The 14,777-nt window shown below is 44.9% G+C and carries 11 protein-coding genes and 1 pseudogene; 2 read left to right on the forward strand and 10 right to left on the reverse strand.

The features are described 5' to 3' along the window. The 3 genes from A3735_RS13000 to polA all read right to left on the reverse strand — a co-directional run. On the reverse strand, positions 1-2,147 hold a 2,147-nt coding region (locus tag A3735_RS13000), incomplete at its 3' end, for a thrombospondin type 3 repeat-containing protein (protein ID WP_068638145.1). Positions 2,148-2,396: 249 nt separating this feature from the next. Next, positions 2,397-3,338 carry an acyl-CoA dehydrogenase family protein gene (locus A3735_RS13005; RefSeq protein WP_068509230.1) on the reverse strand — a complete coding sequence of 314 codons (942 nt, stop codon included), beginning with the start codon at positions 3,336-3,338 and terminating at the stop codon, positions 2,397-2,399. Further along, a complete protein-coding gene (polA, locus tag A3735_RS13010; protein WP_068509228.1) occupies positions 3,338-6,073 on the reverse strand; it encodes a DNA polymerase I in 2,736 nt (911 codons plus the stop codon). The genes A3735_RS13005 and polA overlap by 1 nt, the downstream gene beginning before the upstream one ends. A gap of 152 nt (positions 6,074-6,225) precedes the next feature. Here polA and A3735_RS13015 point away from each other — a divergent pair, with 152 nt between their 5' ends. Continuing rightward, positions 6,226-6,525 (forward strand): DUF2782 domain-containing protein, encoded by a 300-nt coding sequence (locus tag A3735_RS13015; RefSeq protein WP_068509226.1) that lies wholly within the window; start codon positions 6,226-6,228, stop codon positions 6,523-6,525. Between the two features lie 167 nt (positions 6,526-6,692). Beyond that, positions 6,693-7,037, forward strand: coding sequence for a hypothetical protein (locus tag A3735_RS13020; RefSeq protein WP_068509224.1), 345 nt, complete (start codon positions 6,693-6,695; stop codon positions 7,035-7,037). A gap of 136 nt (positions 7,038-7,173) precedes the next feature. On the opposite strand, the gene A3735_RS13025 is transcribed toward A3735_RS13020, so the two are convergent. The 7 genes and pseudogenes from A3735_RS13025 to A3735_RS32575 form a co-directional block, all read right to left on the reverse strand. Continuing rightward, positions 7,174-8,130 (reverse strand): alpha/beta fold hydrolase, encoded by a 957-nt coding sequence (locus A3735_RS13025; RefSeq protein WP_082865344.1) that lies wholly within the window; start codon positions 8,128-8,130, stop codon positions 7,174-7,176. A gap of 149 nt (positions 8,131-8,279) precedes the next feature. Next, entirely contained in the window at positions 8,280-9,185 is a 906-nt protein-coding gene (speB, locus tag A3735_RS13030) for an agmatinase (RefSeq protein WP_068509222.1), read from the reverse strand. 12 nt (positions 9,186-9,197) lie between these two features. Further along, positions 9,198-10,382, reverse strand: coding sequence for a carboxynorspermidine decarboxylase (gene nspC, locus A3735_RS13035; protein ID WP_068509218.1), 1,185 nt, complete (start codon positions 10,380-10,382; stop codon positions 9,198-9,200). A gap of 40 nt (positions 10,383-10,422) precedes the next feature. Continuing rightward, entirely contained in the window at positions 10,423-11,631 is a 1,209-nt protein-coding gene (locus A3735_RS13040; RefSeq protein WP_068509216.1) for a saccharopine dehydrogenase family protein, read from the reverse strand. A gap of 75 nt (positions 11,632-11,706) precedes the next feature. Next, complete coding sequence (gene speA, locus A3735_RS13045) at positions 11,707-13,614, reverse strand: biosynthetic arginine decarboxylase (RefSeq protein ID WP_068634295.1); 1,908 nt, start codon at positions 13,612-13,614, stop codon at positions 11,707-11,709. A 46-nt stretch (positions 13,615-13,660) separates the two neighbouring features. Then, the gene (gene rimK / locus A3735_RS13050) at positions 13,661-14,638 is read right to left on the reverse strand and encodes a 30S ribosomal protein S6--L-glutamate ligase (protein WP_197470084.1); all 978 of its coding nucleotides are present in this window, start codon (positions 14,636-14,638) and stop codon (positions 13,661-13,663) included. Positions 14,639-14,704: 66 nt separating this feature from the next. After that, positions 14,705-14,755, reverse strand: a pseudogene (locus tag A3735_RS32575) (hypothetical protein); the annotation flags it as partial. Between the last annotated feature and the right edge of the window lie 22 nt (positions 14,756-14,777).

Here is a 14,777-nt window from a genome sequence, read left to right on the forward strand (position 1 = left end):
TTGTCACCGGTACCATCGCCATCGGTATCGACAATTTCATTCGGGTCAGTCGGGAAATCATCCAGATCATCGGCAACACCATCATTATCGTCATCAGTATCTTCTGAGTTACCTACACCGTCATTGTCAGTATCTTCTGTTTCTGTTTCATCTGAAGGGAAAGCGTCAAGATCATTGTTAACGCCATCACCATCGCGATCCAGGTCACAAGGATCACCGCGACCATCATCATCCAGGTCACTCTGTACAGGGTTGTAATGAACTGGGCAATTATCTATCGCATTATCAATACCGTCTTGGTCTGAATCGAACTGTACCGTTGGGTCAGTTGGACCTTGGTCGACGTTATCGAGCACGCCATCACCATCGGTATCACGCTCTAGCGGGTTGGTGCCATCTTGCTCTTCCTGAAGATCAGGTACGGAATCACCATCGTCGTCTTCATCTGTATTATTACCAATACCATCACCATCGGTATCAACACTTTCAAATGGGTTACGTGGGAACTTATCCTCATCGTTCGGCACCTGGTCACCGTCGATATCAGTATCAGCATTATCGCCTGTGCCATCGCCATCTTGGTCTTTTTGTTCTGTAGGGTCTGTTGGGAAGGCATCTTCAGTATCGATCACACCATCATTATCATCATCAGGGTCATCATTTCTGCCACCAGAATCAGCCATGCCATCGCCATCGGTATCAACAAAATCGATACCTGGAATGCTGGCATTGGTATCATCAGGGTCCTGATTGGCAGACCAGTTATCGTTATCCTTATCAGACTTATTCTGACGTTCAGAATCTAAAGGAAAGTCATCGGCAATATCTTCAGTACCATCGCCGTCATCATCAGTATCGGCATTGTTACCGATTCCATCTTCATCTGTATCGGTTTGTTCGCTTGCGTCTAGAGGGAAGTCATCGTCTTCATCTTTAACGCCGTCGTTATCGTCGTCGTTGTCGGCATTGTTACCTGTGCCATCACCATCGGTGTCAGTTGTCTCACTCGCATCTTCAGGAAAAGCGTCCTGATCATTTGGAACGCCATCATCATCCAGGTCTGGGTCAGTTTCAGCGGGCTTGAGTACAACTTCTTCTTCAGTATTTATTTCAGTATTAACGCCTTCATTACCCAGGTCTTCTTTTTCATCGTTAATCACTTGTTTCATTTCACCAACTGTACGACCTTGAGGGTCGTTCGGAATCGGTAAGGAAGCAGGGTCTTGCTCTAAAAGTTGAAGTGCGGCACTAGCTGTATCTTCAGCAGCATCATCTTCAGCACCGCCAAAAATATCACTCGATTCTGAGCCACCTTCTTCATTGTCGACTTTACCGTCGATCTGGCCATCGGCTAAATCTTGTGTGAGTGCACTTAATACAGCATTAGGGTCTTCAGTACCAACAGCCTCGTCTATCTGGTTCACAACAGCCGTTACCGCTTCTACCGCAGCACGATAAGCCGCAGCATCTTCTTGCTCTGCACCCGTATCAGTTGTTTCGTCAATTAATGGAGGCGTATCAAAAATATCAATATCCTGGGACATACCAAAGCCCATGGTCGACTTCACCTGAGCCGCGGCTATTGGAAGCGCGCTCACTAGTTCAGCCGGTGTTGCAGTGCCGTCACCTAAACCCGGGTCAGTAATTTCATCGCCATCACGGTCAGCCCAAGGGCCGGTATCGACATCGGCATTACGAATCGCCAAGTCAACCGCCATGGTTGTAAGAGGTGTGCCATAGATTTGCTCGCCATTATCAAGAAGTGCTTGGGTAATAACGGTTCGCATTTCGGAAATAACGGGTGCCTGCCCCGTTAGAATATCAGTCGTATTTTCGTCTGATGTAAACTCCAGAATATAAGGAGGCTCAATTGGTGTTGGCAGCACCAGGTCAATAATCTGTGCTTGTTCATTAGTTGAGCCCGGTTCACCTACTATTGCACCTTTAAAGTCTTCTGCTGTGGTATCAACCGTATAGACAGTAACAATTGCATTAACTAGAGGCCCTTTAATACCACCGCCTGTCAGACTAACCGCCTCCGGCTCATCACTGCCCCCAGATCCCCCTCCACTACTGCCCCCATTACAAGCGGCTAAACTTAAGCAACAAAGCGTTAGTAAGAGTTTATTCAGATCGGAAAGGCGCATGATGTTTCCTCATTTCTATGAGCTATTGACGCTACCTTCCGCCCGGAAAATAGCGTTAATTTTTATTATTCAGACCTTTTAAGATAGTAAAGATTTTTGTGTGCGCCAGCTCACAAAACGTTCAAAGTGGGTATTTTTTAGACTTAGGAGAAAATAATTTTTGAGGGCAGATTCAAGTTATTGATACAAGTTCTTTTATTTCAATAATCTACTGATAAAGGAAGCTCATGAAAGGCACATAAAATATTTTTAGCTCAGGATATCTTCCCAAGCTTTTCGAGTTCTCGTTTCAAGGGCCTTACCCGCCACTTTCAAAAGGCGGCTATCACGCTGCCAATTTTGGTATTTTTGAGGATTACTCTGTTCGAACAAAGTATTCGTTGCAGCGATTAGTTCATTCAGCTGTGAGCGACAAGCAGACAAGGCAATATGTGCCGCAGAAGAATCTAGTTGCATGGCATTCACTTCTCGCAGTGACAGTATTAGCGCGATATGTTTTTCAATTGCGCCTTGCCCCCAATCTGAAGCAATGGCTTCGGCCATACGGTTAGCGGCAATCGCGGCACACACATGCAAGTCTTCATAAGTGCGAAAGGCCTTTACATATTGAAGGTAGCCATCCCCCTGCAAGATATAACTTTCCTTGATAGCGACTCGGTCAAGAATGACTTTTCCGTGGCTGATTTCAGGCACAAAACCGAGAGACGGCATCTCCTGAATCGCAATTCCTTCAAGCTGCGTATTTAAGGCGATAACTTTAATCAGAGGGCGGCCCGACAAATCAAGGCCATCTCCTCTACGCTCATCTCGGCAAGCAACGTAAATCATGCCGGCATCTTCGGCTCCCGAAACGAAAGACTTCTCTCCTGAGAGATAGAGCTGCGCCTTTTCTGTATAAAGCCGGGCATTAATAGCACGAGGGTGATTTCCTCCTGCTTCCGTCACACACACCGAAGCCAGTAGGGCTTCCTCCAAACCAAAAAGCGCTTCGATAGCAGACTGGTATGCACCTGCAAAAGCAAAACCGACACTGGCACTCATTCTGCCTGCTAGTATCGCCCGATCAATCGAGTTGGAAAAGCTGCCTGTAGCTTGTTTGAAATGAGCAAACCATTCTGACATCGGCATCGCCTGCCAAAGCTTTGTATCGTTCTTAAGCAACGATTCAAGTATGCGTTGGGAGTCACTCATTAATGCGCCTGATCCCAATTGTCACCTACTTCAGCCTCAACAATAAGCGGAACATCAAGATCTGCGGCAGACATCATATTTTCAATCAGTAAAGCTTTGACACCTTCAACCTGGCCCTCAGCGACTTCAACCACCAATTCATCATGCACCTGCATAATCATTTTTGCGTCAAGACCAGCACCTTCAAGTGCGGCATCGACCTTTATCATCGCCTTTTTGATAATATCTGCCGCCGTACCTTGCATTGGTGCATTAATCGCCGTCCGCTCTGCTGCTTGCTGAAGCATTTTATTTCGAGCATTTATCTCAGGAAGATATAAACGACGACCAAAAACGGTTTCGACATAACCATCATCATGTGCTTGAGCCCGGATTCTATCCATGTACTCAAGTACACCTGGGTAACGTTCGAAATAACGATCAATATATTGCGCTGCTTCTTTTCGAGATACATTGATTTGCTTCGCCAAACCAAATGCCGACATACCGTAAATCAAACCAAAGTTAATGGCTTTGGCTTTGCGGCGCTGATCAGCACTCACCTCTTCAACAGAAACATCGAAGACTTCTGCAGCAGTCGCACGGTGTACGTCTTCTCCTTGAGCAAATGCCTCCAACAAGCCCTTATCTTGAGACAAGTGCGCCATAATTCTCAGTTCTATTTGCGAATAGTCGGCTGCGATAAGCTTATAACCGTCGGGTGCAACAAAAGCCTGACGAATCTTTCGACCTTCGGTGCTTCGAATCGGAATATTCTGCAAGTTCGGATCACTAGAAGATAAACGCCCTGTCGCGGTGACAGCCTGATGATAAGAAGTATGAATTCTCCCTGTTCCCGGATTAATCAACTGCGGAAGTTTATCGGTATAAGTCGACTTGAGTTTTGCCAGACTACGGTGCTCAAGAATTAACTTAGGCAGCGGGTAGTCAAGTGCTAATTCCTGTAAGACCGGCTCGGCGGTTGAAGGTTGACCCTTGGGCGTCTTCTTGATGATCGGCAACCCTAGTTTCTCAAAGAATATCGCTTGCAACTGTTTTGGTGAACTTAAGTTGAACTCTTCACCCGCCAAGTCATAAGCTTCACGCTCTAGCTCAACAATTCGTTCGGCTAATTCCTGACTCTGCTGCCCTAGAATATGAGCGTCAACCACCGCACCTGTGCGTTCTATTTTTGACAGAATCGACAACAGAGGCTTATCTATTTCATGATAAACCTTCGCCAGCCCTTCAATCTTTTCTAATTGCGGATAGATTGCATGGTGAAGCGCCAAAGTAATCTCGGCATCTTCTGCGGCATAAGGCCCGGCTTGCTCTAGAGCTATTTGGTTGAAGGTAAGCTGTTTGGCTCCCTTCCCGGCGATATCTTCAAAGTGGATGGTTTTTCTGCCCAAGTACTTCTCGGCCAGAGTATCCATGTCGTGACGACTTCCCGTGGAGTTCAGCACATAAGATTCAATCATCGTATCGTGCGCAATACCTTGAAGCTCAATACCATGATTGGCCAATACACTTTTATCGTATTTCAGGTTTTGGCCAACTTTAAGCTGCTCACTACTCTCCAGAAGTGGCTTTAGTTGATCAAGTACCCAATCTTTATCTAACTGCTCGGGCGCATCCAAGTAATCATGACAAAAAGGCACATAAGCTGCTTCCTCTGCATTACAGGCGAAGGAAACACCTACCACCTCGGCTTCCATATAGTTGAGGCTGGTGGTCTCGGTATCAAAAGCAAATAAGTCCGCCGACTTAAGTTTGTTAAACCAAAGCGCAAACGCATCTTTGTCAAGAATAGTCTGGTAGTCGCAATTATGCTCAACTACCGGCTCTTCTGCTTGTTCCGCATCATCTCCCGCACTGTTCAAGGCTCTTTCTTGGGCAGTGACCCAAGACCGGAATTCATACTCGCTAAATAGTGCTAACAATCGTCGGTGGTCAGTTTCTTTGTGGCTGATATCCTCTAGCGCTTCCGGCAAATCTATTTCAGTTTTGATCGTTGCCAACTCATAAGACATCGGTAGAAACGATAAGCTATCACGCAGGTTCTCGCCAACTTTACCTTTCACCTCATCGGCACTATCAATAACACCCTGCATGCTACCATAAGCCGTTAACCACTTTACCGCCGTCTTCGGGCCACACTTCGGCACGCCGGGAATATTATCAACCGAATCGCCAACCAAAGCTAAGTAGTCAATGATCTGATCAGGGCGAACGCCGAACTTATCTTCGACGCCTTGAATATCCATTTTGGTATCGGTCATGGTATTGATCAGCGTCACATGCTCTGTCACTAACTGAGCCATATCCTTATCGCCAGTTGAGATCACCACATCGATCTTCTTTTGCGTTGCCTGATGCGCCAAGGCACCAATCACATCATCCGCTTCGACATCAGGAATGATGAGTAAAGGCAAACCCATTGCTTCAATGATCTCGTGAATCGGCGCGATCTGAGAACGTAAATCATCAGGCATCGGTGGACGATTCGCTTTATAGTCAGGGTAAATTTCATGACGAAAGTTCTTACCTTTAGCGTCAAAAACCACAATTACTTTAGAGCCTGGATAGTCGGTTTCCAGCCTTCTAAGCATGCTGATCACACCTTTAATTGCTCCGGTTGGCTGGCCTTTAGAATTAACTAAAGGAGGTAAACCATGAAAAGCCCGGAATAAATAAGATGATCCATCCACCAAAACGGTAGGAAGTGTTTGAGATTGCTCGGTATTTGTTGTCATAAATTGCGTATCTATAATTGTTTAGATGCTGGTAAGAGCTGGGTTTTGAAATTAAAAGTCCGGTGAGTAATCACTGGCACAGTGGTATAGTAAGAAAAAACGACAATACAGAACAGATATTTTTATTCGTCAACGCTCATACAGGAGTTCATATGCGAAAGATATTACGCCCAACTTTATTAGTAACTCTACTCGCAACTCAAGCCAGCATGTTCGCTATAACATCCGCACATGCAGAGGAATCTATTCAGCCTGCTGAGCCTGAGATCGTTATTCGCAATGAGGATAACAAAACTTTTTACGAATATCGTGTGAATGGCGTTCTAAAAGAAATTAAAGTCGTTCCAAAGATTGGCCCTACTTATTATTTAGTGCCTCAGGATGGCAATGCCTGGATCCGCGAAGATCGCTCACAAGTCCTTGTGCCTAGCTGGGTATTGTTCGAGTGGTAGCACTTCCCTCTTAACGTCCTCCTTGCCAAGCCCAACAATTTATTTGCGTTAATACCTTTGCTTAGTATGAATATTCTAATTTATCAGCGTATCGTTGGTGGTGAATTAAGAATTTGTGGAAATTAAATCCACAGCGCTGAGATACTTACAGAGAAAAGGATACTATCATGGGCACTATCAAATCTTACCAAGAGCAAGTTCAAGACATCGTTGAAAAAGCAATCGCTACTGTTGAAGAGCAGCACAAAGCACTTGCAGCTGCATCTTTCGAGTACATCGAAAAGCTATACAAGCTAGACACTGTAAAAGCTAAGCACGACGAAGTTTCTGACATCGCTTATAGCAAAGCACGTGAAGTAAACAAGATCGTTGCTGACTACGCTTCAGACATCATCTCTAAAATCGAGAAAGAAGAAGCAGCTCCAGCAAAGAAGGCACCAGCTAAAAAAGCAGCAGCTAAAAAAGCACCAGCTAAAAAAGCAGCACCAAAGAAAGAAGCTGAAACAGCTTAGCTTACTCTAGAGTTTTAAAAACAACGCTGCTATACCAACCCCTTTAGCAGCGAAGTTTCACCCGCCCTGTTTATCAGATACTAATCTAATTAAACTTGGTGGGTATTTTTTTGCCTCAAAATCCAGGCAGCAAATTTCAACGCTGCTTTGCAAGATGGCCAAGAATATGGCGAGATAACTCTTCGTATTTTTCTTGAATAACCCAGTGGCCCGCTTCCATCTCAATAACCTCATACTCAGCACTAACCAAGTCACGCGTACCCACAACCCCCGAGCGCTTTAACGCTACATCCTGATTACCCCATATAAAAGTCGTTGGTACATCAACTTGTCCAATGTTTAAACCGACATCAAATGCTGGAAAGTTTGCGCGATACCAGTTTAAAGCGCTCGTTAGTGCATGCTCTTGTTTGAGGATATTTAAGTAGTGTTCAGTTTCTGCATCCTCATGACTAGTCCAAACAGCTCGCAATTTTTCATAATCATTTTGAGCTAAGACATATTCGGGTATGGTCTTTTTCTGAAAGAAGCGAATATAGTCACTTGATTCGTATTGATCCGGATCTTCTCTGTAGGCCTTTCCGAAAGAATCAATATGAGGCACTGAAATAGCCACATAACTGATCACACGATCGGGATAGTCAGCCGCGAGCTTCCAACCCACACCAGCACCCCAATCATGGCCCACTAAGTGAAATTTCTTTATCCCTAGATTATCAGCAATCTGTAACACATCAGAAACCAGGTAATCTAATTCATACGACTTAAGCTCGCCAGGTCTAGCGTCTGAACTATAGCCACGCTGGTTGGGGGCAATAGCGTAGTAATCTTTGGTCGCAAGCTCATCCATAAGCTTATCCCACATAACCGCAGACTCAGGAAAGCCATGAAGTAATATAACCGGCGTATTTACCTTATCGCCACGAACATTTACCGAGAATTTCATGCCATTGGCATCGACTGTTAAATAGCCTTCAGGGTCCCACTTTGGCAGGTCACCTTTAGCAAGGCGCTTTACATACAAGAAGCTTACACTGACAACACATATCAGCAGACCCAAAACAGTTAGCGCGGCTTTTTTTCTAATTCTCATAATCAACCTATCTTAAGGAACTCATATAACCTTACCCACAAAGAACAAACACTCTGTGAGATGGACATTTATTTGGTCAGTTAGAGTAATGCCAATTCAGACTTAAAGAGAGCCACAATAATGAGAAATGAATCTTACCGGTGGGTAAATTACCTAGATTGAAGCCTTTCAATAATGCCCATCATTTTATATGTCAGGAGTGCTGCCGAAAATTCGTAAGCATGAAAGCCTTTGATTGGTGCGAACTCGGTAATATCGAAACCGATGATTTCGCATTGTTTTGCGACTGACTCAAATAAGGACAATGTTTGATACCAGCCAAGCCCACCTGGCACGGGCGTGCCTGTTGAGGGAAATACGGAAGGGTCCATGCCATCAATGTCTAGCGTAAAGAACACTTTGCTCGGGAAGTTATCAGGCAAATCTATTTTTTGGATATTTTGGGGCACTAAAATGTCCGCATCGATATGACGTACACCGTGTGCTTTGCGAGTCCGCATTTCTTCTTCGCAGTACGCGCGAATACCCAGCTGAAATAAAGGGACACCCAAATCAACGATGCGTTTCATTACGGAGGCGTGGCTATACGGGTTGCCTTCGTACGCTTCGCGCAAGTCGGCATGGGCATCGATTTGCACCACACCAAAGTCATCTATGCCAGCATCCAGAAGCCCTTTAATAATGCCATAGGTCACCGTATGTTCGCCGCCTAAGCCAATAGGGAAACCACCGCGCTCAATTATATTTGTTGTGGCAAGTGCGATGTTTGCAATGACTTGCTCTGCACTTCCTGCCATGTCGACAGGAGGGTGAGTATAAATACCTTTCGTACTAGGATTACTTGTACCGTCCCAAGTTTCAAGCTGCCAGGAAGCTTCTAAAATAGCCGCTGGACCTAAGCCTGTGCCGCCGCCGTAAGAAACAGACTCCTCATAGGGTATGGGCAAAATATGAAAAAAGGCGTCTTCAGGTTTAGGGTGTTTAAACTCTGAACCTAAAAAAATGGGATAGCCAGGCGCTGCGAGTTGGTCAAATTCGTTTGTGTCTAAATCCATGCTCTATGCCCCTTATGATAAACGGTTTTTGAAGTCGTCATAGCCGAACTCTTTGACTATTCGAAGCGTATCAGTTTCTGAATTCCAGATCGCGATAGCCGGTAAACCAATGCCATTAAAGGTATTGGTTTTGACCATGGTGTAATGTGTCATGTCGTCAAACATCAGTCTTTGGCCAATGCTTAAGGGCTCTTGAAAACTGTAATCGCCCATGACGTCACCCGCTAAACAAGTCTGCCCGCCTAAACGATAGTTATAAGTAAATTCATCACTTGCTCCGGCACCAAAAATATCAGCTCGATAAGGCATTTCAATTGTATCAGGCATATGACAGGTGGCAGAGGTGTCCAGAATCGCAAGATCAACAGTATTGTAGGTAAGGTCTAGTACCTCTGATACTAATACTCCTGTGTGAATTGCAATGGCTTCACCTGGCTCTAAATAAACTTGCAGTTGGTAGCGATCTTGAAATAGTTTGATGCGTTCGATCAAAGCGCCAACGTCGTAGTCTGGATGGGTAATATGATGTCCGCCACCAAAATTCACCCATTCAAGCCGAGGTAGAATGTCAGCAAATTGTTTTTCAATTTCGGCAAGTGTTCTATCAAGCGCGTCAAAACCTTGTTCGCATAAGGTATGAAAGTGTAAACCGCTTATACCATCCAGGCTACAATCTTTAAACGCCGATCTTGGAATCCCCAGACGTGAGCCTGGCGCACAAGGGTCGTAGATCGGTGTTGTGCCCTCGGAGTGCAAAGGGTTGATCCTTAAACCGAACTCTAAGTCAGGCCGAGCCTGTTTGGCTCGTTTGGCATTCTCTTTAAATCGCTCCCACTGACCGAACGAGTTGAACACGACGTGTTTCGAGATTGCCATAATCTCTTCTAAGTCATGCTCAGTGTAGGCGGCTGAAAAGGTATGAACCTCTTGACCCAAGTCTTTGCCACCGAACTCTTCATAGCCTAAACGTGCCTCGTGCAAACCACTGGCACAAGTGCCTACCAGGTATTTGTTGATAAGCGGCGCGAGGCTAAACATAGAGAAAGCCTTAAGCGCCAATAATATTTTGGCGCCCGACTTTTCCTGTACCTCGTTCAGTATTTTAAGGTTCTTTTCTATTGCGACTTCATCCACGACAAAGCAAGGAGAAGGCACCCGTGCTGGGTCGAACGCTTCAAAGGTTTTTGCTTTAACCATGCCTATTTCCTACCAACGTCTAAGCAAATAGAACTAAGCATTAGATCAAATCAAACCCTGGGTTTTCAATGACTTTCCACGATAAGCCATAGGCATTCATATCACTCATAAAGGCGTCTGGATCAAGCTGCTCCATATTCCAGACACCGGGCTTCATCCAATGGCCTTCGATCATCATTTTCGCACCAATCATCGCTGGAACTCCTGTGGTATACGAGATCGCTTGAGATTGAACCTCTTGGTAGCAGTCTTGATGATCTTTGACGTTGTACAAATAAACTGTTTTCTCTTTGCCATCTTTAAGGCCACGGACCACACAACCGATGCAGGTTTTACCCTTAGTGCGAGGGCCTAGAGTAGACGGGTCTGGTAGCAAGGCTTTCAGAAACTGGATAGGTACAATTTCCTGGCCTTGGAATTCAATCGGCTCAATTCCTGTCATCCCAACATTCCCTAAGACCTCTAGGTGTTTGAGATAGCTATCGCCAAAACTCATCCAAAATTGCGCACGCTTAATTGAAGGGTAGTGCTTGGTTAAGGACTCAAGCTCTTCATGATACATTCGGAAAATATTGTAGGTGCCTACGCCATCTGGGCAGGTGAAGCTCTGCTGTGTCGACATGGCAGGCGTCGCTACAAACTCACCATCTTCCCAATGGCGGCACTCTGCGGTGACTTCTCTAATGTTGATTTCAGGGTTGAAGTTTGTCGCGAAGGGGTAGCCGTGATCACCACCGTTTACATCGATAATGTCAAGATAGTGGATCTCATCGAAATAGTGTTTGGCAATATAGGCAGTAAACATGTTGGTTGCACCTGGGTCAAACCCTGAGCCCAGCAATGCCATCAAGCCTGCTTTCTCAAAACGTTCTTGATATTCCCACTGCCATTTATACTCGAATTTTGCCGTATCTAATGGTTCGTAATTCGCCGTATCAAGGTAGTGAACACCCGCTTCCAAGCAGGCATCCATGATCGTCAGATCCTGATAAGGCAAGGCAACATTAATGACCATAAACGGTTTAACTTTCTCTAAGAGCGCGACTAATTCAGGAACCTTATCGGCGTCAACCTGAGCCGTTTCGATTGTCCGCTGATAGTTTTCTTGTATCTGCTTGGCGATTGCTTTGCACTTAGATTCTGTCCGGCTAGCAAGCGTAATCTCGGTAAAAATATCGGGTAATTGAGCGCATTTTTGCGCAACGACTTGACCGACGCCACCAGCGCCGATAATCAATACTTTTGCCATAGTCATAGTCCTGTTCTTTCAGTTGTTACAATAATCTTATTCAATAATATAGCCTTAGCTAAGCGCTATTACGGCTCAATGTTCTCTCTCGTAGTAGGTGTAACCTTGCATACTCGAGTTAAAGGTTTTGATCATCTGCTGACGCTCTCGTGCTGTAATTCGTCCTTCTTTTACCGCTCTCTCAGCCGTATTTCGGTAGTTGAGCATCATATTTTTAGGTTGATACTCTACATAGCTGAGTACGTCAGATATGGTGTCTCCATGAATTTCTTTAACGAAATCAAAGCTGCCATCAGCGTTCAGACGCACGCTGACGACATTAGTATCGCCAAACAAGTTATGCAGATCACCTAAGGTTTCCTGATAAGCGCCGACCAGAAACACCCCCAAGTAATACTCTTCACCTTCTTTAATCGGGTGTAATGGGAGTGTTTTTGCTGTGCCGAATTCGTTGATAAATTTATCAATTTTTCCATCGCAGTCACAGGTTATATCCGCCAGCACTGCCTGACGTGTTGGCGTCTCATGCAGCCTGTGAATTGGCATAATCGGAAACAGTTGATCAATCGCCCATATGTCTGGCAGCGATTGAAATAGGCTAAAGTTTCCATAGTAGATATCTGCCAACGATAGCTTAAGGTCTTCCAGGTCTGGTGGCGTTTTATCCATTGTATCTAACAGGTCTGCGATACAATGAAGAACATCGAGAAATAAGTTTTCTGCGATTGATCGCTCTCTTAATGAGAGCTGCCCACGCTTGAATAAAGCACGCACTTCATCACGATAAAAATGCGCATCGTTATAACACTCCTGTACTCGCCGTGGCGATAGGTAGTCTTTTATCTCACGAATCTTTGTGAGTAGTTGATGCTCCTCAGGCGATGGTTCGGGCAGACTGATTGGTTCAAAAATATTGGTATCTAGAATATTGAACAGCAGAATTGAAGAGTAAGCGACAGTTGCTCGCCCAGATTCCGTGACAATCGTTGGGTGAGGAATATTATGGTCGTCCAAGGTTTGCTTGAGAGTATCGACAATATCTTCACAATATTCTTCAAGCGTGTAGTTACGACTTTTATCGTCATTGCTTTGTGCGCCGGTATAATCAACCGCTAAGCCACCACCCAAATCTATATGGGTTAATTCTGCACCCTCACTCATTAGGTCAGTAAAATAGCGGCAGGCTTCTACGACACCACTTCGAATATCATGAATGCTGGGGATTTGTGAACCTAAGTGGCAGTGCAATAATTCGAGGCAGTGCAGCATGTTCTCTTGCTTTAGCTTATCAACCACATCGATAAGTTGTGTGCTAGTTAGACCAAACACACTGCGATCACCGCTCGTTGAATTCCAATGCCCACTGACTTGAGAGGTCATTTTCACCCGCACACCAATGTGGGGTTGAATGTTCATTTGGCGGCTCAATCTTATAATAATGGGCAGCTCGGTTAAGGTTTCAATCACAAAAAAGCATAGGAAGCCCAGTTTGGTTGCTTGTAAACCAAGCTCAATAAACTCTTCATCTTTATAGCCGTTACAGATAATCAAACTGCCCGGCTCTTCAAGTGTCGATAGCGCAGCAATCATTTCAGGTTTACTGCCGACTTCAAGGCCATGCTTGAAACGAGCACCAAAACTGGCAATCTCTTCAACAACCTGCGCTTGTTGATTTACCTTGATCGGATAAACACCCCGATAAGGTGATTGATAGTTTAACTTTTCTATCGCCTCAGCAAAGGCATCATTTAGGCGCTTAATTTGAGCATCTAGAATATTTTCGACTCGCAACAAAACCGGCATCTGAAGGTCCCGATCGATCATTCCTTCTACAATGTTCATCAAAGGAATAGAGACATTCAAGGTTTTCGCCGTGACACAGCCTTCATCAGAAACTCCGAAGTAGTCATTACCCCAGTGATCTATACCGTACCGGTCGATGTTCTGCTTAATTTTACTCGGTTTATCTTGTTGCTGATCCAATACTAGCTCCTGAATCGTTGTTATCGTTTGATGCGAAGAAGTCGACTTACTCGCTTTCAATAGTTGGTAGCTGTCTCTTCCACTTAAGCTTCTTCTCTATCGAAGATATAACCATGCCAGCGATATCTTTACGTGTCGCTGTCTCAATGCCTTCAAGACCTGGGGAAGAATTCACCTCAAGCAATAACGGACCGGAATCAGACCGTATAATATCAACGCCAGCAACCTGAAGACCTAATACTTTAGCAGCCTTCACTGCTAATGCTCTTTCTTCTTTGGTTATTTTTACGATTGACGCCGACCCGCCTTGATGGATATTCGCTCTGAACTCACCAGGGGCTGCTGAGCGCTCTATTGAAGCAACAACTTTTCCATCAATAACAAAACATCGTAAATCTTTGCCATTTGCCTCTTTAATAAATTTTTGCACAAGCAAGTTAGCCCTCAAAGACTTGAAGGCGTTGATAACACTTTCTGCTGCTTTTTTTGTTTCGGCCAGAACGACACCTCGCCCCTGTGTGCCTTCAAGAAGTTTCACGATCAAGGGTGCGCCGCCCACCATTTCAATGAGGTCATTTGTGTCTATTGGTGAGTTAGCAAAACCAGTCGTTGGAATATTGATGCCACTCTTGAGCATGAGTTGCAAAGAGAACAGTTTGTCTCTGGACTGTGAAATTGCAGCTGAGGAGTTCGTTGTATAGATCCCCATGCTTTCAAATTGGCGAGCTAATGCGGTTCCGTAAAATGTCACGCTAGGTCTTATTCTTGTAATGACAGCATCCAAATCATTAAGTATCGTTCCTCCGCGATAATGCGCTTCAGGTTCCAGTGCATCCAGTTTCATATAGCATTGCTTAACATTGAGGAAAACCATTTCATGGCCTCGCTCTTCGCCAGCCTCCAGTAATCTCTGGTTGCTATACAGCTCTTCATTGCTTGCGAGCAGGGCGATCTTAAGACCACTCTTTTCAGGTTCCTTTTTTCCATAATATCCATCGATTGTTTCTTGTGAAATTGCACCCATCAAGTCTTCTTGTTCAGGGTCAACAAGCATCCGGCCTACCATAGCTTCTCTCCCAAGAAGCATTCTGAAACCCATGGAGTCTCTATTAGCAAGCGTTAACTCTACTTCCCAAATCATTTCACCAATTTTTAGTGGCGCT

Source organism: Oleiphilus sp. HI0061 (assembly GCF_001635675.1).

Excerpts from the sequence above, each read along its gene's own strand:
- A3735_RS13005 (WP_068509230.1), bottom strand. The coding sequence starts at position 3,338 with ATGAGTGACTCCCAACGCATACTTGAATCGTTGCTTAAGAACGATACA.
- polA (WP_068509228.1), bottom strand. The coding sequence starts at position 6,073 with ATGACAACAAATACCGAGCAATCTCAAACACTTCCTACCGTTTTGGTG.
- A3735_RS13015 (WP_068509226.1), top strand. The coding sequence starts at position 6,226 with ATGCGAAAGATATTACGCCCAACTTTATTAGTAACTCTACTCGCAACT.
- A3735_RS13020 (WP_068509224.1), top strand. The coding sequence starts at position 6,693 with ATGGGCACTATCAAATCTTACCAAGAGCAAGTTCAAGACATCGTTGAA.
- A3735_RS13025 (WP_082865344.1), bottom strand. The coding sequence starts at position 8,130 with ATGAGAATTAGAAAAAAAGCCGCGCTAACTGTTTTGGGTCTGCTGATA.
- speB (WP_068509222.1), bottom strand. The coding sequence starts at position 9,185 with ATGGATTTAGACACAAACGAATTTGACCAACTCGCAGCGCCTGGCTAT.
- nspC (WP_068509218.1), bottom strand. The coding sequence starts at position 10,382 with ATGGTTAAAGCAAAAACCTTTGAAGCGTTCGACCCAGCACGGGTGCCT.
- A3735_RS13040 (WP_068509216.1), bottom strand. The coding sequence starts at position 11,631 with ATGGCAAAAGTATTGATTATCGGCGCTGGTGGCGTCGGTCAAGTCGTT.
- rimK (WP_197470084.1), bottom strand. The coding sequence starts at position 14,638 with ATGGGTGCAATTTCACAAGAAACAATCGATGGATATTATGGAAAAAAG.